Annotated in this window: 18 protein-coding genes; 13 read left to right on the top strand and 5 right to left on the bottom strand. The window is 60.4% G+C overall.

Translation table 11 applies throughout. From position 1 onward, the window contains the following. Nucleotides 1-2: 2 nt before the first annotated feature. Together HB676_RS12090 and HB676_RS12085 are read left to right on the top strand one after the other, a co-directional pair. The gene (locus tag HB676_RS12090; RefSeq protein ID WP_213738023.1) at nt 3-968 is read left to right on the top strand and encodes a substrate-binding domain-containing protein; all 966 of its coding nucleotides are present in this window, start codon (nt 3-5) and stop codon (nt 966-968) included. Further along, complete coding sequence (locus HB676_RS12085; RefSeq protein ID WP_346347321.1) at nt 910-1,926, top strand: ABC transporter substrate-binding protein; 1,017 nt, start codon at nt 910-912, stop codon at nt 1,924-1,926. The genes HB676_RS12090 and HB676_RS12085 overlap by 59 nt, the downstream gene beginning before the upstream one ends. On the opposite strand, the gene HB676_RS12080 is transcribed toward HB676_RS12085, so the two are convergent. Next, nucleotides 1,923-2,570, bottom strand: a complete 648-nt coding sequence (locus tag HB676_RS12080) for a TetR/AcrR family transcriptional regulator (RefSeq protein ID WP_213738021.1) — start codon at nt 2,568-2,570, stop codon at nt 1,923-1,925. The genes HB676_RS12085 and HB676_RS12080 overlap by 4 nt on opposite strands. Nucleotides 2,571-2,824: 254 nt before the next feature. Between HB676_RS12080 and HB676_RS12075 the strand changes: the two genes are divergently transcribed. Both HB676_RS12075 and HB676_RS12070 read left to right on the top strand, forming a co-directional pair. After that, nucleotides 2,825-3,832 carry a 2-oxoglutarate and iron-dependent oxygenase domain-containing protein gene (locus HB676_RS12075; protein ID WP_213738020.1) on the top strand — a complete coding sequence of 336 codons (1,008 nt, stop codon included), beginning with the start codon at nt 2,825-2,827 and terminating at the stop codon, nt 3,830-3,832. Nucleotides 3,833-3,855: 23 nt separating this feature from the next. Beyond that, nucleotides 3,856-4,914 carry a hypothetical protein gene (locus HB676_RS12070; protein ID WP_213738019.1) on the top strand — a complete coding sequence of 353 codons (1,059 nt, stop codon included), beginning with the start codon at nt 3,856-3,858 and terminating at the stop codon, nt 4,912-4,914. A gap of 119 nt (nt 4,915-5,033) precedes the next feature. On the opposite strand, the gene HB676_RS12065 is transcribed toward HB676_RS12070, so the two are convergent. Further along, nucleotides 5,034-5,411: a hypothetical protein gene (locus tag HB676_RS12065; RefSeq protein ID WP_213738250.1), complete on the bottom strand. Its 378-nt coding sequence runs from the start codon at nt 5,409-5,411 to the stop codon at nt 5,034-5,036. A 318-nt stretch (nt 5,412-5,729) separates the two neighbouring features. Here HB676_RS12065 and HB676_RS12060 point away from each other — a divergent pair, with 318 nt between their 5' ends. The 9 genes from HB676_RS12060 to HB676_RS12020 all read left to right on the top strand — a co-directional run bounded on the left by HB676_RS12060 (nt 5,730) and on the right by HB676_RS12020 (nt 15,410). After that, nucleotides 5,730-6,560, top strand: a complete 831-nt coding sequence (locus tag HB676_RS12060; protein WP_213738018.1) for a DeoR family transcriptional regulator — start codon at nt 5,730-5,732, stop codon at nt 6,558-6,560. Between the two features lie 241 nt (nt 6,561-6,801). After that, nucleotides 6,802-8,346 (top strand): glycerol-3-phosphate dehydrogenase, encoded by a 1,545-nt coding sequence (glpD, locus tag HB676_RS12055; protein WP_213738017.1) that lies wholly within the window; start codon nt 6,802-6,804, stop codon nt 8,344-8,346. Beyond that, on the top strand, nt 8,343-9,422 hold the full coding sequence (locus tag HB676_RS12050) for an ABC transporter ATP-binding protein (protein ID WP_213738016.1): 1,080 nt from the start codon (nt 8,343-8,345) through the stop codon (nt 9,420-9,422). The genes glpD and HB676_RS12050 overlap by 4 nt, the downstream gene beginning before the upstream one ends. A gap of 12 nt (nt 9,423-9,434) precedes the next feature. Next, on the top strand, nt 9,435-10,520 hold the full coding sequence (locus HB676_RS12045; RefSeq protein WP_213738015.1) for an ATP-binding cassette domain-containing protein: 1,086 nt from the start codon (nt 9,435-9,437) through the stop codon (nt 10,518-10,520). Further along, nucleotides 10,520-11,422, top strand: coding sequence for a sugar ABC transporter permease (locus HB676_RS12040; RefSeq protein WP_213738014.1), 903 nt, complete (start codon nt 10,520-10,522; stop codon nt 11,420-11,422). The genes HB676_RS12045 and HB676_RS12040 overlap by 1 nt, the downstream gene beginning before the upstream one ends. Continuing rightward, nucleotides 11,422-12,228 carry a carbohydrate ABC transporter permease gene (locus tag HB676_RS12035; RefSeq protein WP_213738013.1) on the top strand — a complete coding sequence of 269 codons (807 nt, stop codon included), beginning with the start codon at nt 11,422-11,424 and terminating at the stop codon, nt 12,226-12,228. Before HB676_RS12040 ends, HB676_RS12035 begins: the two co-directional genes overlap by 1 nt. Nucleotides 12,229-12,238: 10 nt before the next feature. Beyond that, a complete protein-coding gene (locus HB676_RS12030; RefSeq protein ID WP_213738012.1) occupies nt 12,239-12,565 on the top strand; it encodes a DUF2160 domain-containing protein in 327 nt (108 codons plus the stop codon). A 73-nt stretch (nt 12,566-12,638) separates the two neighbouring features. After that, nucleotides 12,639-14,432 carry an ABC transporter substrate-binding protein gene (locus tag HB676_RS12025; RefSeq protein ID WP_213738011.1) on the top strand — a complete coding sequence of 598 codons (1,794 nt, stop codon included), beginning with the start codon at nt 12,639-12,641 and terminating at the stop codon, nt 14,430-14,432. 264 nt (nt 14,433-14,696) lie between these two features. Further along, nucleotides 14,697-15,410 carry a hypothetical protein gene (locus HB676_RS12020; protein ID WP_213738010.1) on the top strand — a complete coding sequence of 238 codons (714 nt, stop codon included), beginning with the start codon at nt 14,697-14,699 and terminating at the stop codon, nt 15,408-15,410. On the opposite strand, the gene HB676_RS12015 is transcribed toward HB676_RS12020, so the two are convergent. The 3 genes from HB676_RS12015 to HB676_RS12005 form a co-directional block, all read right to left on the bottom strand. Continuing rightward, nucleotides 15,399-16,226 (bottom strand): tetratricopeptide repeat protein, encoded by an 828-nt coding sequence (locus tag HB676_RS12015; protein ID WP_213738009.1) that lies wholly within the window; start codon nt 16,224-16,226, stop codon nt 15,399-15,401. The two genes, HB676_RS12020 and HB676_RS12015, sit on opposite strands and share 12 nt — an antisense overlap. A 182-nt stretch (nt 16,227-16,408) precedes the next feature. Beyond that, nucleotides 16,409-17,512, bottom strand: a complete 1,104-nt coding sequence (locus HB676_RS12010; protein ID WP_213738008.1) for an alkene reductase — start codon at nt 17,510-17,512, stop codon at nt 16,409-16,411. Nucleotides 17,513-17,831: 319 nt separating this feature from the next. Then, entirely contained in the window at nt 17,832-18,335 is a 504-nt protein-coding gene (locus HB676_RS12005) for a DUF1993 domain-containing protein (RefSeq protein WP_213738007.1), read from the bottom strand. Between the last annotated feature and the right edge of the window lie 36 nt (nt 18,336-18,371).

The following is an 18,371-nucleotide window of genomic DNA, read 5'->3' as shown; positions in this document are numbered from 1 at the left end:
GTATGATGAAAATCACGAAAGCAGCGCTTGTCGTTGCCGCCCTGCTTGCCGGGACGACAGTGTCTTTCGCCCAGACGAAACCCCTGATCGCCTTTGCGATGCCCAGCGTGCAGGGTGGCTTCTGGGTTTCGATGTATTACGGCGTCACCGAGGAAGCGAAGGCGCTGGGATTCGACGCGGTGGTTCTGGATTCCGGCGGGTTCGACAAGGTCGCCAAGCAGGTTGAGCAGATCGAAAATCTGGCCCAACGCAAGCCCAAAGTCATGCTGGTTGGCGCCACCAATGCGGCCGGTATCCGCTCCACTGTCGAGCGTGTTATTGCCTCGGGTATTCCCGTTGTCGGGCTTGGCAGCATCCCGGAGCCAATGGATAAACTTGCAAGCATTGTCCTGGCCGATCACTACGCGCTCGGTCAACTGCAAGCCGAATGCCTGGCCGGCGCATTGGGCGGCAAGGGCGATGTGGGCGTTATGGCAGGGCCACCGGGTGTCGATTGGGCGGCTGACCGCGCGCGTGGGTTCAGGGAAAGCATCGCCAAAATCGCTCCCGGCATGAAGGTTGTCGTCGAAAAGACGACGGTGCCCGGTCGTACCGAAGGGCTGAAGTTGATGGAAGACTGGTTGCAGGGCTTCCCGAAAATCGCGGGTGTCTACACTGTTGACGACGACATGGGAGCCGGCGTGATCGACGCTCTCGTGCAGGCGCAACTGGAAGGCAAGATCAAGGTCTCAAGCAGCAACTTGTCACCGATTGGCGACAGCTATCTTCGCAAGGGTTATCTGCAATGCGAAAGCATTCAGCAAATCGTTTTGCAGGGGCGTGAAGCCGTGCGTCAGGCGGCGAAGATCATGAAAGGCGAGACGCCGACCAAGCTGATCAAGACGCCGGCCATTTTGGTGACGGCGGAGAATGTCGATAAGCTCGACTATTCCGAGATCAAGGCGCCGCGCGACTTTCGTCCCCGCTAGGTTTTCGGATAATCTTGCAATGAATCCTGTCCGGCTCGATGTAAATGTCTTTCTGGCCGGCTTTAACTGGCCGCTCTGGGTTGGGCAGGACAAGGGCTTTTTCGCGCGAGAAGGTCTCGACGTCCGGCTTGAGCCGACACCTGGGTCGATTGCGCAAATGAGCGGGCTGATCGATGGCCGGTTCGACATCGCCATGACGGCGATCGACAACATCGTGGCCTATATGGAGGGGCAGGGAGAGGCCGAGACGGTCGCGCAGCCCGACCTTGTCGCTGTCATGGGCGCGGATAACGGCTTCCTGTCTCTGATCGTATCGCCCGACATTCACCATTTTTCCGATTTGCGCGGCAAGGCGCTGTCGGTTGACGCGCTGACCACCGGCTACGCTTTCGTGCTCCGCAAGATACTCGCCGTGAATGGGCTGAACGAGGGCGACTATCAACTGGTCAAAGTCGGTGGGATGAGAGAGCGTTTCGACGCGCTTTTAGCCGGCAAGCATGTGGGAACCTTGTCCGTACCACCCTATACTTTCGCCGCGGCGGATAAGGGCTTTCGCATCCTGGCGGTGGCTGCGGATGCTCTCGATCACTATCAGGGCGTTGTTGCCGCTGTGCGCCGGGGCTGGGCTGATGCGCACAAGGGCGACATTGAATCTTTTATCCGGGCGAATATCGCGGCGCTCGATTGGCTCTACGATAGAGCAAACAAGGCCGAAGCCTTGCGTATTTTTCAGGCGCACCTGGCGGGCGCATCGCCTGGCGACGCCGAACGTTCTTATGCTGTACTGCTCGACGGCAGGACAGGCTTCTTCAGGGATGCGAAGATAGATGCGGTTGGTGTTCGGACCGTTCTCGCGCTGCGCAGCGACTACGGTGTTCCGCGCAAGCACCTTTCCGAGCCGGAAAAATACTCCGACATGAGTTTCTACGAGACTGCGGTGTCGCAGACGAAGGTCTAGCGGCCACGCTTGACCGCGGGGTTTGCCTTGCGAAGGGGTGGGACGGCCAGCCGTTCCGTCAGCTTCTCGAGGCCGGCAATGAAATCGGCATCGAGCGGCTGGTGGCCGAGCAATAACCGGTAGTAGATGGGTCCATATAGCGCATCGACCAAAATGTCCGTTTCGATCTCGTTGTCGATCTCGCCGCGTGTTTTGGCATTGTCGACAATGTCGCGCGCGGCGGCGCGGCGTTGCGTCAGCAGGGCTTCGCGGAAATAGGTGAGCGCGTCGCGATCGAATTGTCCCTCGGCGATGATCTCCCCGACAATGCGGCCATACTTTCCACGATACTTTTTCACCAGAACGGCCAGATGATGTGCGAAAGCGCCGAACTTGGCGTCGCTTTCGGGAAACGGCGTCTGCGGCAGCATCGTTTCCATAAACGCATCGACGACAAGGTGAATCTTGGTTGGCCACCAGCGATAGATCGTTACCTTGCCGACCCCGGCTTCGCGCGCGATGGCTTCTATCGTGATGTCGCGGACGGAGGTTTTGTCGAGAAGCGCCATCGTCGCTTCAAGGATCGCTATGCGGGACGTCTCGCTGCGCGGCCGGCCGAGCTGTTTGGGCTCCTGAGGTTGAGATTTCTTCAACGGTACTCTCATCGTCTTTCCAGAGTTGTTCAGTGCAAACGGACCTGACGTAAATTACGGCAGGCTGCCGCAGATTTGTTCTTGCTGCGGTATATACGAAACGGTACGTTTCGTATTATGAGATAAAATATGCTTTGTTTCCCCGGCAAGCAGTCGCGATGTGGCGACGACTATAGCGAGCGCACCCGGTCCAGCAAGGCTTTGGTTAGACAAACAGACTTTCGCGACGATGCCTTCAGGTGCATCGCCAATTTCAGGGAGAGACCATGCATCTGTATCATCCGCCAGCGAAGCTGACATCAATCCCGGTTATCGACTTTGCGCCCTCGCTCGATGGCGGCGACAAAGGCAAGCGTGAGACAGCCGAGGCAATTCACCGCGCCTGCCGCGAGACAGGGTTTTTCTACCTGAAAAACCACGGCGTGCCGCAGAGTCTTATCGACAACCAGTTTGAGATGGCGAAGCGGTTCTTTTCCCTGCCGCTCGAGGAGCGCATGCGCATCAGCATGAAGAACTCGCCGAGCGTGGCGGGTTATGAAGCGATGGGCGGGCAGGTGCTGGATAGCCAGGATGAAAAATCCGAGAAAGCGCCGCCGGATTTAAAGGAGAGCTTCTATTCCGGCCGGGAGCTGGCCGACGACCATCCGCTGGCCATGCGCAAGATTCGCAGCTTCGGGCATAATCAATGGCCGGCAATCGATGGATTCAAGGAGCAGACAAACAGCTATTACGAGACGATGGATATCTTCGCGGCTAAAATCCTCGGCTTGATCGCTATTTCGCTCGATCTGCCCGAGGATTGGTTCGCGAAGTTCTACCAGCCATCGAGCGGTTTGCTGCGCATGATCAAGTATCCGCCGCATCCACAACATGCGATGGCAAATCAAATCGGCGCTGGTGCGCATACCGACTGGGGTGGTGTGACGCTTCTCGCGCAGGACAATGCGGGCGGCCTGGAAGTGCGCACGGCCAGCGGTGACTGGATCGAGGCTCCGCCGATTGAGGGAACCTACATCATCAATCTTGGAGATCTCACGATGCGCTGGACGAACGAGATTTACCGTTCGAACATGCATCGTGTGAAGAACAATGGCGGTAATACGGATCGCTATTCGATCCCGTTCTTCTTCAATCCGAATCCTGACAGCGTGATCGAGACCATCCCTACCTGTTATGACGAGGCAAATCCGCGCAAGTTCGAGACGTGTACGGCAAAGGAGCATCTCGATGAGATGTTCCGGCGATCGTTTGGCTATTCGTCGAAAGCAGCTTGAGGCTGGAACGGCAGGAAATTTCCATGCAGACCCTCCCGCCGATCGGCTGCCATGGACGCGGGGCGCAAGCTTCTTCGCTGACTAATCCGGTTTCTCACCAGGAAGCCCCAATTACGGAACAGATGCGTCTGGTCAAGGAAGCCGGTGTCTTCGACTTCTTCGACCGCCAGCCGTTGCCACAGGAAGCGCCAGAGTTTGTTCAGGGGGCCTCGCAGTACGCGCTGCCCGTCTGGACAGGTACGTGGTCCTACCAGCTCGGACGCGACGACGGCGCACTGGACCGCAATGCCAAGGCGGCCAAAGAAGTCGGAATGCGCATGCATAACATGATGCTGTTCAAGCAGCATGCAGATGGTCGTTTGTTGACCGACGAGGAAGTTGCCGGCTTTTATCTTCGTGCCTACGAGATCTGGCAGGCGCAGGGAATCGAGATCAGCGCCGAGGTCCACGTCAACATGTGGTCTGAGGATTTTCGTCGTATCGCGCCTGTCGCGCGCGCAGTCCAGTCGCGCGGCATACCCTTCAATTTCACGCTCGACTACAGCCATATCATATTCAAGATTGGCAATGCCGGGGAGCAAGCTGTTTCCGGCATCCGCGATGACGTCGAGACGGGACGCCTGGTGCTGGACCCGTTCGAACCCGGCAATCTCTGTGAGGAATGGCTTTCGATGGGGATCGTGCGCTGGCTGCAGGTTCGCGGCGTCGCTCCGAACGGTCCGCGTAATCTTTGGTCAAAGGTGGATCCTGCTATCCCAAACCCGGGAGTTATCGATGATCATCCGCGCGCCGGTGAATACGGGCGCGGCATCCTGTACCCGTTCAGCCGGCCGCGGCCTGGCGAATGGCACAGTGAGTGGTTCGCCTACAAGCTCGAATTGGCGAAGGAAGTTGTGCGAAAAGTGCTTCTGTCGCACCGGAAGAACGCCGATAGCGGGCTCAGCTTCATCACAACTGAAATGATCAATCTGCCCGATTACGGCGACGGCGCCCGCTTTTCGCTCATTGGCCATAATGCGGAAATCGCCCGTTACGTGCGAAGGATTTGGAGCGAGCAGCACGCGCCTGAATTCCCGATCTGACGCCGCTGCCGCTTCGCCGGTCGATCGTGCTTGCGACAATCGTTGTCTGCGTGCAAGAAAAAAGAGACCCGGTTTGCGCCGGGTCCTTTTGTTTATCGTGAGCGATGCGTTTGCGGAGATCAGTAACCGCAGGAATTGCAGCGCGGAGCCACCGGCACGTAATAGGTACGCGCGGGCGCGACCATTTCGACATGCTGGCGGGTCTCATACTGGGCGGGAATGTGCTCGTACTGAACGCTTTCCGGCGCGACCATCACGGTCCGCGGCACCATCACGGTACGGTACTGCGCGGGGCTACGATGCGCGACGACGGCGCCCGGGGAGACCATCACGGTTTCCTGGACGGCGCGGTATTGCGCCGGCGCGACCTGCTGCTGATAGCAGGTGCCGCAGGGCTGCGGCGGTGCGTAGCAATTATAGCATCCCGCGGACGCGGCGGTCGGCAGGGCAATGGCGGCGACGGCGGAAACGATCATGGCGGCGTAAGCGCGGGACATTTTCATGGTGAGCCTTTGGGTTTGAATTGGCCCACATGAATAAGTCGGCGCGTGTAATCGTCAACGAAAGACGCGCGTTTACCTTTATGCAGATCGTTAATGGAGCGTTCCGGATTCGCATCCAACTGCACGCAAGGTCTTTACGCCGGCGATCTCAATCGCAGCCTGTCCACGTCACGCCGCGCCGGAGCCAACATTCCGGTTGGGTCGCGGAAACGTGACGGACCGGTCGCTTTGAGCCGGCACGCGGTCGATCTGCCGCGTTGACCGGATGACGGAAGCGTCGCACCATAAGCCACCCTTGCGCTCAGGTGCCACGTGACCGGTCTCAGCCATCGTCAAACCGAAATCCTTAACATCGCTCGCGCCTTTGGCCGGGTGATGGTGGAAGATCTCGCCCGGCGTTTCGAGGTCTCGGCGCAGACCATCCGCAAGGATCTCAACGATCTCTGCGACCACCGCTCGCTGACGCGGATTCACGGCGGCGCCATCATCGCCTCGGGAGTCGAGAACCTGGCTTATGAAGCCCGCCGCTTCGTCGCCGCCGAAGAGAAGAAGGCGATCGGCGCAGCCGCCGCGACGTTGATCCCGAATGGCTGCTCGCTGTTCATCAATATCGGCACCACCACGGAAGAGGTCGCCAGCGCGCTGACCTCGCATGAGGATATGCTGGTCATCACCAACAACCTCAATGTCGCGATGCTGCTGTACCGGCATCCGCGTATCGAGGTGATCGTGGCCGGCGGCGCGGTGCGCCGGGCCGATGGCGCGGTGATCGGCTCGACCGCGATCAGCCTGATCGGCCAGTTCAAGGTCGACTACGCCATCATCGGCGCGTCCGCGATCGACGAGGAGGGCGCGCTGCTTGATTTCGACTACCGCGAAGTCCAGGCCGCGCAGGCCATCATCGCCAATGCGCGCAGCGTGATGCTGGTGGCGGATTCCACCAAGCTGCGCCGCAGTGCGCCGGTGCGTATCGCCGACATCAGCCAGATCCAGACTTTTGTCACGGACATGCCGCTGCCGGACAAACTCGCGAATATCTGCCAGACCCGCGGCATCCAGGTGATTGAGGCGATGCCGAAATCGGCTGACGATATCGACGAGATGGTGGCCGAGGCTCCTGCGACCGTCACTCGGATTCGATAGAGAGTTTCAAGGCGTGCGATCGCGCTTCCGGGCCTGATGGTTCGAGACGCACGAAGACGTGCTCCTCACCATGAGGGAGTTGAGTCTTGAGGAGCATCGCAAAGCGATGCGTCTCGAAGGATGCGAGGCTTGGAATAAGCCCCGGTACACCTTTCGCTATTGCTTTCACATTTGGTTGTGATTTAATCCAAAACGAAAGTAAAACCGCTGATTTGAACAGGCGAGCGCCGGGGAAGCGTCTTTGGATCGGATTTTCGACCTCGCAATCATTGGGGGCGGCGTCAACGGCTGCGGCATCGCGCGCGATGCGGTCGGCCGGGGGAATTCGGTTTTTCTCTGTGAAATGAATGATTTGGCCAGTGGAACGTCGTCCTGGTCGACGAAACTGGTGCATGGCGGCCTGCGCTATCTCGAATATTACGAGTTCCGGCTGGTCCGCGAGGCGCTGATCGAGCGCGAGCTCCTCTGGCAGATCGCCCCGCACATCATCCGTCCCTTGCGATTCGTGCTGCCGCATCATGATGGGCTGCGCCCGGCCTGGCTGCTGCGGCTGGGGCTGTTTCTCTACGACCATATCGGCGGCCGCCATTTACTGCCGGCGACCCGTTCTGTCGATCTGGCGCATGACGAGGTCGGCCAGCCCCTGATTCCAAATCGCTACGTCAAAGGCTTCGAATATTCGGACTGCTTCGTCGATGACGCCCGCCTGGTGGTGCTGACCGCGCGGGACGCGGCGGATCGCGGCGCTGACATTCGCACCCGGACGCGTGCGGTAGATATTCGTCAGGCCGATGGCATCTGGCAGGTCACGGTGGAAAATACCGCCAGCGGTGAGCGCAGCACGATCCAGGCGCGCGTGCTGGTCAATGCCGGCGGCCCTTGGGTCGAGAACGTGCTGGCGTCGGGCGCCGGCGTCAACGCCAAGGCCAAGGTGCGGCTGGTACAGGGATCGCACATCGTGGTGCGGAAACTGTATGCGCATGACCGCGCCTACATGTTCCAGAACAGCGATGGCCGGATCGTTTTTGCGATTCCGTATCAGGACGATTTCACGCTGATCGGCACCACCGATCGCGACTACGAAGGCGACCCCGCCAAGGTAAAAGCCTCGGCCGAGGAAATCGAATATCTCTGCGCTTCCGTCAGCGAATATCTGGCCAAACCGGTCAAGCCCGAGGACGTGGTCTGGACCTATGCCGGTGTGCGCCCGCTCTATGATGACGGCGCCAGCGAGGCCAAGGCCGCCACCCGCGAATATGTGCTGGAGCTCGATCTGCCCGGCGGCACGCCGCTATTGTCGATCTATGGCGGCAAGATCACCACCCATCGCCGCCTCGCCGAAGAAGTGCTCGAAAAGCTCGCGCCTTACCTCCACGGCACCAAGGCGCGCGAAGGCTGGACCGCCAAATCGCCGCTGCCCGGCGGCGATCTCGATGTGTCGGCAATCCCGGCGCTGACGGCGGAATTGCAGCGGTCCTATCCGTTTCTCACGCCGGAACACGCCAACCGGCTAGCGCATGCCTACGGCACCCGCGCCGCGAAACTGCTCGGCAGTGCGAAATCCCTTGGCGATCTTGGCCAGTCGTTCGGTGCGACCTTGACGGAGCGCGAAGTCAGGTACCTGATGTCGTCGGAGTGGGCCCGCACCGCAGAAGACATCGTGTGGCGCCGATCAAAGCTTGGGTTGCGATTGTCATCTGCGCAGATTGCCGCGATCGATGACTGGATTGCCGCGCACCGGGTTTTGCCTGAAAATTCCCTACTGGAAGCAGGAGGGCGGCCATGACCGTTACGCTCGAAGGCGTCACGCGCGCGGTGGATGGCATTGCGACCATCCGCAACGTCTCGCTGACGCTTGAGCGCGGCACCCTCAGCGTGCTGCTGGGGCCGACGCTGTCGGGCAAGACGTCGATCATGCGGCTGCTCGCCGGCCTCGACAAGCCGACCGCCGGCCGTGTCCTGGTTGACGGCAAGGATGTCACCGGCGCCGATGTGCGGCAGCGCTCGGTCGCGATGGTCTATCAGCAGTTCATCAATTATCCCTCGCTGACCGTCTATGAGAACATCGCCTCGCCACTACGCGTTCAGGGCAAGCCGCGCGCGGAAATCGAAAGCCGGGTTCAGGAGGCCGCGCGTCTCCTCAAGCTCGAGCCGTATCTTAATCGCACGCCGCTGCAATTGTCCGGGGGCCAACAACAACGCACCGCGATCGCGCGCGCGCTGGTGAAGGGCGCCGATCTGGTGCTGCTGGACGAGCCGCTTGCCAATCTCGATTACAAGCTGCGCGAGGAATTGCGCACTGAGCTGCCGCGCATTTTTGAAGCGTCCGGCGCCATCTTCGTCTATGCGACGACGGAGCCTTCCGAAGCGCTGTTGCTCGGCGGCCGCACCATCTGCATGTGGGAAGGCGAAATCCTGCAGGCCGGCGAGACGCCGAAGGTTTATCGTCATCCCGACACGCTAAGGGTCGCGCAGGTGTTTTCCGATCCGCCGCTCAACATCGTCGGGATCGAGAAGCACAACGGCTCGGTGCAATATGCCGGGGGCGTGCAGGCGCCCGCGACCGGGCTCTATGCAAGCCTCGGCGACGGCGCCTACCGCGTCGGCTTTCGCGCCCATCAACTGGAAGTGGCCAACGGCATTGCCGGGCGCCACGCCTTTTCCGCCACCGTGACGGTGACTGAAATCACCGGTTCGGAGAGCTTCGTGCATCTCAACCGCGATGCTTCGAACTGGGTCGCGGTGTTACAGGGCGTGCACGAATATCCGCCGGGCCATGTGCTGGACGCCGTGCTCGATCCCGACAATGTTTTCGTTTTCGACGCGGCCGACCGGCTGGTCGCTTCGCCCGGTGCGATGTGAGGGAGATGCCGCGTGGCCCGCATTGACCTCGTCGATCTCGCGCATTCCTACGGCGGCAACGATGCCGATCCCACATCCTTTGCGCTCAAGCCGGTTACGATGACCTGGCGGCAGGGTGGCGCCTATGCGCTGCTCGGGCCATCGGGCTGCGGCAAGACCACGCTGCTCAATTTGATCTCGGGCATCGTCACGCCGTCACGCGGGCAGATCCTGTTCGACGGCGTCGACATCACACCGCTGTCAACCCGGAAGCGCAATATCGCGCAGGTGTTCCAGTTTCCGGTGATCTACGACACCATGACGGTCGGACAAAATCTGGCGTTTCCGCTGCGCAATCGCGGTGTGCCGAAGGCCGAGATCGACGCGCGGGTCGCGCAGATCGCAAATCTCCTGGATCTGACGCCGGATTTGAATCGCAAAGCGACGCGGCTGACGGCGGACGCCAAGCAGAAGATCTCGCTTGGCCGCGGGCTGGTACGCTCCGACGTCGCGGCCGTGCTGTTCGACGAGCCGCTGACCGTGATCGATCCCGAGTTGAAATGGCAGTTGCGCTCAAAACTCAAGGCGCTGCACCGCGATCTCGATCTGACGATGATCTATGTCACCCACGATCAGACCGAAGCGCTGACCTTCGCTGACACCGTCGTGGTGATGCATGACGGCCGTGTGGTGCAAAGCGGCACCCCGGCGGAATTGTTCGACAAGCCCGCACATACGTTTGTGGGTTACTTCATCGGCTCGCCCGGCATGAACATCGTGCCGGCCGAGGTAAGGGGACGCGAGGCCCGGATCGACGGCCATGTCATCGGTTTAAATCGGAGCTACGACAGCCTGCCGTCGGGCGCGAAGATCGAGATTGGCGTGCGGCCGGAATTCGTCGACATCGCGCCACCGGCGCCGGGACTGCTGTCGGCCAATATCGACCGGATCGACGATCTCGGTCGTGTGCGTTTCGCGCGGGTGCGGATCGGCGATGCCAAATTCGCCGCGCGGGTGCCGCCGGGGCTCTCTATCCCTGAAAAATCCGCCGGCCTCAAATTCGATCCGTCGCGTGTTCATGTCTATGCCGACAGTCTCCTGGTCGAGGGGACCGCCTGATGGACAAGACGATCAACCAGAAAGCCTGGTTCCTGGTGCTGCCGGTGTTTCTGGTCGTGGCGTTCTCGGCCATCCTGCCGTTGATGACGGTGGTGAATTATTCGATGCAGGACACTTTCGGCAACAACCAGTTCTTCTGGAACGGTGTTGGCTGGTTCAAGGAATTGCTCGATCCCACCACCGATCTCGGCGAACGTTTCTTTGCCTCGCTGTGGCGCAACCTGTTCTTCTCGGCCGTGATCCTCGCGATCGAAGTGCCCTTGGGGATCGTGGTGGCGCTGTCGATGCCGCGCGACGGTTGGCGCGTTGCCGCCTGCCTCGTGATCCTGGCGCTGCCGCTGCTGATTCCGTGGAATGTGGTCGGCACCATCTGGCAGATTTTCGGGCGGCCCGACATCGGCCTGCTCGGCTATGTGCTGAATAATATCGGCATCAACTATAATTATGTCTCCAACGAGTTTGATGCCTGGGTCACCGTCATCGTGATGGACGTCTGGCACTGGACCAGCCTGGTTGCGCTGTTGTGCTATGCGGGTTTGAAGTCGATCCCCGACGCCTATTATCAGGCGGCGCAAATCGACGGCGCCTCGCGCTGGGCAGTATTCACCGCGATCCAGCTTCCGAAAATGAATCGCGTGCTGCTGATCGCGGTGCTGTTGCGTTTCATGGACAGCTTCATGATCTATACCGAACCGTTCGTGGTCACCGGCGGCGGTCCAGGCAATTCGACGACATTCGTGTCGATCGAGCTGGTCAAGATCGCGCTCGGTCAGTTCGACCTTGGCAAGGCAGCCGCGCTGTCACTGGTCTATAATCTGATCATCATCATCGTGTGCTGGATATTCTACACGGTCATGACCAATGCCGGATCTGAGCGGCCGGCCAGCAAGGGAGTCGCATGATGCATTCGATTCCCGGACGCCGTATCATTCTCTCGCTGTTTCTGATCTTCCTGCTGCTGCCGATCTATTGGCTGGTCAATATGAGTTTCAAGACCAACGAAGAGATCGTCTCGACCATGACGCTGTGGCCGCATCAACCGACCTTCGCGCATTACATGCGCATTTTCACCGACGAGAGCTGGTATTCCGGCTACGTCAACTCGCTGAAATATGTGGTCATCAATACCGTGATCTCGATTTCGGTGGCGTTGCCTGCGGCCTACGCGTTTTCGCGCTATCGCTTCCTCGGCGACAAGCATCTGTTCTTCTGGCTGCTGTCGAACCGGATGGCGCCGGCGGCGGTCTATGCGCTGCCGTTCTTCAATCTCTATTCGGCGATCAATCTGTTCGATACGCCCTGGGCGGTCGCGCTGGCGCATTGCATCTTCAACGTCCCGCTGGCGGTCTGGATTCTCGAAGGCTTTGTCTCCGGCGTTCCGCGCGAGATCGACGAGACCGCGTTTCTGGACGGCTATTCGTTCCCGCGCTTCTTCATCAAGATATTGGTGCCGCTGATCGCCAGCGGCATCGGCGTCGCGGCGTTCTTTTGTTTCATGTTTTCCTGGGTCGAATTGCTGTTGGCGCGTACACTGACCTCGGTCAACGCCAAGCCGATCGCGGCCGTGATGACGCGCACGGTTTCCGCCGCCGGGATGGATTGGGGGCTGCTGGCCGCGGCCGGCGTCCTGACCATCATCCCCGGTGCGCTGGTGATCTGGTTCGTCCGCAACTACATTGCGCGCGGCTTCGCGCTTGGCCGGGTATAGGGAGGGCTCCATGGAAAACGTCGCATGGATGGCCTGGACGCCGCCGACCGCGATTTTCTTCTGTGCCCTTGCCACGACGCTCGCGGTCATGACCTGGCTTGCGGTGCGCTATCCCGAAGCCGAGCGGGTCGGAGTATTGCGGATTCCGACCACGCGCGGCGATCGCCTGTTTATTTCGCTGATCATGGCAGCGTTAATTCATCTGGCATGGATCGGTTTTGTCGGCACCGACACCATTGCGACCATTCCAATTGGGGAAGGCATTGAATTGCCGAGCCTGTGGCTCGCCACCGTGATTTCGCTGGCTTCGGCGGTCGCCATATTTCGCACCGTCTGAGACACGCGAAAAAGAGCAGATCCGGGAGCAACCCGGGCCTGAATATGTTTGTCGCTGCAACGGAGGAAACAACATGCGACACTTGATGATGAGAAAGGGGCCTGCAAACCGGTCCCGCATCTTGATGATGACAAGCGCGGTTGCGATGATGGCAGCGTCGGCTGCGCTCACCGCGCCTGCCTTCGCGGACGAAGCGGCCGCCAAAAAATGGATCGACAGCGAGTTTCAGCCCTCGACCTTGTCCAAAGAAGACCAGATGAAGGAAATGCAGTGGTTCATCAAGGCCGCTGCCCCCTTCAAGGGCATGGAGATCAACGCGGTCTCCGAAACCCTGACCGTGCATGAATATGAATCCAAGACGCTCGCCAAGGCGTTCGAGGAAATCACCGGCATCAAGGTCAAGCACGACATCATCCAGGAAGGCGATGTCGTCGAGAAGATCCAGACCCAGATGCAATCGGGCAAGAACGTGTACGACGGCTGGATCAACGACAGCGACTTTATCGGAACCCACTTCCGTTACGGCCAGGCCGTCGATCTGACGGAGTGGATGGCCGGCGACGGCAAGGACGTCACCAATCCCGGGCTCGACGTCAACGACTTCATCGGCAAGTCCTTTACGACGGCGCCGAACGGTCATCTCTATCAATTGCCCGACCAGCAATTCGCCAACCTCTATTGGTTCCGCTACGACTGGTTCAGCAATCCCGACTACAAGGCCAAGTTCAAGGCCAAGTATGGCTACGACCTCGGTGTTCCCGTGAACTGGTCGGCGTATGAAGACATCGCCGAGTTCTTCACCAACGACATCAAGGAAATCAACGGCGTGCGGGTCTATGGTCACATGGACTACGGCAAGAAGGATCCGTCGCTGGGATGGCGCTTCACCGATGCGTGGCTGTCGATGGCCGGCAATGGCGACAGGGGAATCCCGAACGGATTGCCGGTCGATGAATGGGGCATCCGCATGGAAGGCTGCCGTCCGGTCGGCTCGTCGGTCGAGCGCGGCGGTGACGTCAACGGTCCGGCGTCGGTCTATTCGATCGTCAAATATCTCGACTGGATGAAGAAGTATGCCCCGCCGCAGGCGCAAGGCATGACTTTCTCCGAGTCGGGTCCGGTGCCGTCACAAGGCAATATCGCCCAGCAGATCTTCTGGTACACCGCCTTCACCGCCGACATGGTGAAGCCCGGCCTGCCGGTCATGAATGCGGACGGTACGCCGAAGTGGCGCATGGCGCCGTCGCCGCATGGCTCCTACTGGAAGGACGGCATGAAGCTCGGCTACCAGGATGTGGGTTCGCTGACGCTGCTGAAATCCACGCCCGTCGACCGCCGCAAGGCGGCCTGGCTCTATCAGCAGTTCATCGTCTCCAAGACCGTGAGCCTGAAGAAGAGCCATGTCGGTCTCACCTTCATTCGTGAGTCCGATATCTGGGACAAGTCGTTCACCGAGCGCGCGCCGAAACTCGGCGGCCTGATCGAGTTCTACCGCTCGCCCGCGCGCGTGCAGTGGACCCCGACCGGCAACAACGTGCCGGATTATCCGAAGCTTGCGCAATTGTGGTGGCAGAACATCGGCGATGCGTCGTCCGGTGCGAAGACGCCGCAGGCGGCGATGGACTCGCTCGCCGCCGCACAGGATTCGGTGATGGAGCGTCTGGAGAAATCCGGCGTTCAGGGCGCCTGCGGACCGAAGCTCAACAAGAAAGAGACGGCCGAATACTGGTTCAACAAGTCCGCCAAGGACGGCAATATCGCGCCCCAGCGCAAGCTGGCGAACGAAAAGCCGAAGGGTGAAACCATCGACTACGACACGCTGATCAAGTCGTGGCCGGCAAGCCCGCCGAAGCGCGCTTCGAACTGAGGCCTCTCATCGTCATGGCCGGGCAAAAGCGCAACGTGCGTCTTGACACCTAATGCCCCGGCCATCCGCGCCAGAACAGAAGGCCGGGAGCAATCCCGGCCTTTTTTGTTTCCGTCATTGCGAGCGCAGCGAAGCAATCCATTGTCTCACCAAAAAGAAAAGTATGGATTGCTTCGTCGCTTCGCTCCTCGCAATGACGGTCGGAGCATTGTTGACCATCGCCGCCGCCGGACCACACCATCTGCAGAATCAGGAGCCCCCGCCATGCGCATGATCTTCCGTTGCGATCCGGCCTTGTCCGATCATCTGCCGCGGCCGGTTCCGGCGCGAAGCGCGCTGCCGGATTGGCTACGCGCGATGCCGGCGAAAGCGGCTTCCGACATCCACGGCCGTGACATCCGCACCGTCAAGCAATGCCCGCCCTTTGTGGATGCGATGGCCTATGGCGTGCTGATCGTGCTGCCCTGCGATATCACCATCGACCGAGGATCGTTTTCGTGGGCCTGGGACATTCCGCAACCGGCGACCTCACGACATCCACGCGCACCCCTGAGTTTCCATGTCGCCGCCCAATTCCCGAACGCGCCTTTCGCGCGCGACAACCAGGCCGCCATCAAATTCAACAGTTTCTGGACCATCGAGCTTGAGCCCGGCTGGTCGCTGTTTGCCACGCATCCCGTCAATCGCGACGATCTGCCGTTTCGGCTGATCTCGGGGCTGGTGGATGCGGATCGCTTTCACGATGGCGGGATCAATTTTCCGGCGATCTGGACGCAGCCGGATTTTTCCGGTGTGCTGCCGAAGGGCACGCCGGTCGCGCAATGCTTTGCGGTGCCGCGCGCCGCACCGCAGCTTGAGTTCGAATGTTTCGATGAAAGCAACAGGGCTGCCTATGAAGCGACGGTGGCTGAAGTGCTCGCCAGCCCCGGCGTCTATCGCAAACGGTTTCGCGCGCGGCGGGGGCGCTCAATTACTTAATGCTCGACGTAGCGCATCTTCATCGAGCCACAGCCTGCCGTGCGGCGCCGAGGTCAGCGCCATCGCGATGGTGCCGAAGGTTTGCGGCCGCAGCCGATAGGCTTGCGTGTAGGCGCGCATCGCCCCGTCGAGATCGCTGGAGTCTTGCAAGACGACGCCGAGATTGAGCGCGGCTTCGGCATAATCGGGCTTGAGTTCAATCGCCTTGCGATAGGCATTAATGGCGCCGGCGTGGTCGCGCAAATCCTGGCGGACAAGACCGAGATCGAACCAGACTGACGGCGGGACCTCGCCGGTCACGGCGCGTTCGAGCAGCGACGCGGCGAGCGCGAGGTCGCCGTCTTCAAACGCAAGCCGTCCCAGCCGTGCTGCAGCTTCGGTGTGTTTCGGAATTACGTCCAGAATAGCCCGCCACGCCTCACGTGCCCTTGGCCGAAGATCCGCTTGATGAAGCGCCGCCTGATCGAGCGTTCGCGCCTTTTCGAGAAAGGCTTCACGTTGCGGCGCAATCGCGATCATCCGATCGAGATGCGACAGCGCGCCGGAAAAATCCCCGGCCGCCCGCGCGATCCGTGCCGCCAGCAACTGCGCGGCGGCGTTGTCGGGACGCTTGTTGAGGCTGGTCGTGATGTGAGCGCGAGCCCTTTCAATCTCGCCCTTGGACAACAACACCGCGGCCAGCAGATGATGCAGCATGGGATCGCCGGGGCGGGTGACCAATCCTTGTTCGCACAACTGGCGCGCTGTATCCGGCTGACCGGCATTAAACGCAGCAGTGGCGCGGCGAACGATGTCCTCGGCAGTGTTCTGGTTCATGCCGGGAGATTAGAACAATGGGGGACGTCCGCAAGGAAGGGAGACTTCTCTTACCTCGCCCCGCTTGCGGGGAGAAGCCGGCGCAAAGCGCAGGGTGAGGGGGCTATCCGCGAGTCCAAGCCTGTCGAGAGTCCCCCTCATCCCAACCTTCTCCCCGCACGCGGGGAGAAGGAGCGCATCTTTTACTGCGCCGCATCCAGGGCCGCGCCGAGCGCCGGATAATCCGTATAGCCTTTGGCGCCGCCACCGTAGAAGGTGTTCTTGTCGTACTCGTTGAGCGGCGCGCCACGCTTCAGGCGTTCGACCAGGTCGGGATTCGAAATGAACGGTTTCCCGAACGCGATCAGATCGGCCTGGTCGGCTGCGAGCACCTTGGTGGCGAGATCGAAATCATAGCCATTGTTGGCGATATAGGCGCCTTTGAAGCGCTTTCGCAGAGAGCCGTAATCGAACGGCGCGATATCGCGTGGGCCGCCGGTCGCGCCTTCGATGACGTGGATGTAGGTCAGCTTCAGCGCGTTGAGATGATCGACGATGTAATCGAACAGCGGCTGCGGGTTGCTGTCGGAGATGTCGTTGGCCGGCGTGACCGGTGAAATCCGGATGCCGGTGCGATCCGCGCCGGCTTCGGCGGCGACCACCTTGGAGACTTCAAGCATCAGTTTGGCGCGGTTCTCGATCGAGCCGCCATAGGCGTCAGTGCGCTTGTTGGCGCCGTCCTTGGCGAATTGATCCAGCAGATAGCCGTTGGCGCCATGGACCTCGACGCCGTCGAAACCGGCCGCGAGGGCGTTGGCCGTGGCAAGCCTGAAGCTTTCGATGATGCCGGGGATTTCTTCCAGCGCCAGCGCGCGCGGTTCCGAAACATCGGCAAAGGTGCCGCCGACGAAGGTCTTGCCCTTGGCGCGGATCGCGGAGGGCGCGACCGGCGCGCCGTTATTGACCTGCAGCGAGGTGTGCGAAATGCGGCCGACATGCCAGAGCTGAATGAAGATGCGTCCGCCGAGCTCATGCACGCGGTCCGTCACCTTGCGCCAGCCGGCCACTTGCTCTTTTGAATAGATGCCGGGCGTATCCTGATAACCTTGGCCTTGCTGCGAAATCTGGCTCGCTTCGGTAATCAACAGTCCCGCGGAAGCGCGCTGCCCGTAATATTCCGCTGCCAGCGGACCGGGGACAAAACCTTCCACCGCGCGGTTGCGGGTCAGGGGGGCCATCACAAAACGATTGGGCAGCGTGATCGGGCCAAGTTTGTACGGCTCGAAGAGTTTGGTCGGTGTGCTCATTTTTTGCTGTTCCGGTAGGTGGCGGGAAATTGCTGGAAATTGGTAGACCTTGCTGAAATGTGCACTGCAACCGCGCGCGGCAAGGTGGGCCGGCACGAGGGAATGATTCATCTCCATTGGGAGTGTGGCAGCAATGGTCTTCTATAGAAGGGAAGTTACGCAGTTGAACGATTTCCCGAGCCTCGAGATGACCACGCTCTTTCCGCGGGTCATTCCGGGATGGTCCGGAGGACCAGACCCGGAATCTCGGGATTCCCCGATGTGCAATTGCGCATCTGAGGTTCAGTCCTGCGGACTGCCCCGGAATGACGATACTAACTCAGCTCACCCCAAGAAAATCCCGCTTGCCGACTTCCACGCCGTTATGCCGCAGAATGCCGTGGGCGGTCGTGGCGTGGAAATAGAAATTCGGGAACGCCACATGGCTCAGGAACTGCTGTCCCTTGAGGGTCATGGTTTTGTCCGGACCGGCGGGGAAGGTGACCTCGCGGGCATCGGCGCCTTCGAACTGCTCGGGCTTGAACGTCTTCAGGTAGTCGGCGGTCTTGGCCAGCCGCTGCCGCAATTCCTCGAATGTCTTTTCGGTATCGGGCGTGGAGGGCACGTCGATATGGGTGAGGCGGGCGCAGGCTTTGCCGGCGAAGTCGCAGGCGAGCTGGATCTGGCGCGACAGCGGCAGCATGTCCGGATAGAGCCGTGAGCTCAACAGCACTTCAGGCTGGATATTCTTCGCCTTGCAGTGTGCTTCGGCTTTGGTCAGGAGGCCGGAAAGGCTGCCAAGAATCTGCTGGAATGCCGGAACGGTGGCTTCATAGAAGGACATGTGATGCTCTTTTCATTGTTACTGTCATTCTAGGGC

The sequence above is a fragment of the Bradyrhizobium sp. dw_411 genome (assembly GCF_018449695.1).
GTDB lineage: Bacteria > Pseudomonadota > Alphaproteobacteria > Rhizobiales > Xanthobacteraceae > Bradyrhizobium.
Note: the sequence above shows the minus strand (reverse complement) of the source record. Positions and strands in the feature narration are given on the sequence as shown.

Coding starts and splice junctions, on each gene's coding strand:
- HB676_RS12090 (WP_213738023.1), top strand. CDS start 3: ATGATGAAAATCACGAAAGCAGCGCTTGTCGTTGCCGCCCTGCTTGCC.
- HB676_RS12085 (WP_346347321.1), top strand. CDS start 910: ATGTCGATAAGCTCGACTATTCCGAGATCAAGGCGCCGCGCGACTTTC.
- HB676_RS12080 (WP_213738021.1), bottom strand. CDS start 2,570: ATGAGAGTACCGTTGAAGAAATCTCAACCTCAGGAGCCCAAACAGCTC.
- HB676_RS12075 (WP_213738020.1), top strand. CDS start 2,825: ATGCATCTGTATCATCCGCCAGCGAAGCTGACATCAATCCCGGTTATC.
- HB676_RS12070 (WP_213738019.1), top strand. CDS start 3,856: ATGCAGACCCTCCCGCCGATCGGCTGCCATGGACGCGGGGCGCAAGCT.
- HB676_RS12065 (WP_213738250.1), bottom strand. CDS start 5,411: ATGTCCCGCGCTTACGCCGCCATGATCGTTTCCGCCGTCGCCGCCATT.
- HB676_RS12050 (WP_213738016.1), top strand. CDS start 8,343: ATGACCGTTACGCTCGAAGGCGTCACGCGCGCGGTGGATGGCATTGCG.
- HB676_RS12040 (WP_213738014.1), top strand. CDS start 10,520: ATGGACAAGACGATCAACCAGAAAGCCTGGTTCCTGGTGCTGCCGGTG.
- HB676_RS12035 (WP_213738013.1), top strand. CDS start 11,422: ATGCATTCGATTCCCGGACGCCGTATCATTCTCTCGCTGTTTCTGATC.
- HB676_RS12030 (WP_213738012.1), top strand. CDS start 12,239: ATGGAAAACGTCGCATGGATGGCCTGGACGCCGCCGACCGCGATTTTC.
- HB676_RS12025 (WP_213738011.1), top strand. CDS start 12,639: ATGCGACACTTGATGATGAGAAAGGGGCCTGCAAACCGGTCCCGCATC.
- HB676_RS12020 (WP_213738010.1), top strand. CDS start 14,697: ATGCGCATGATCTTCCGTTGCGATCCGGCCTTGTCCGATCATCTGCCG.
- HB676_RS12015 (WP_213738009.1), bottom strand. CDS start 16,226: ATGAACCAGAACACTGCCGAGGACATCGTTCGCCGCGCCACTGCTGCG.
- HB676_RS12010 (WP_213738008.1), bottom strand. CDS start 17,512: ATGAGCACACCGACCAAACTCTTCGAGCCGTACAAACTTGGCCCGATC.
- HB676_RS12005 (WP_213738007.1), bottom strand. CDS start 18,335: ATGTCCTTCTATGAAGCCACCGTTCCGGCATTCCAGCAGATTCTTGGC.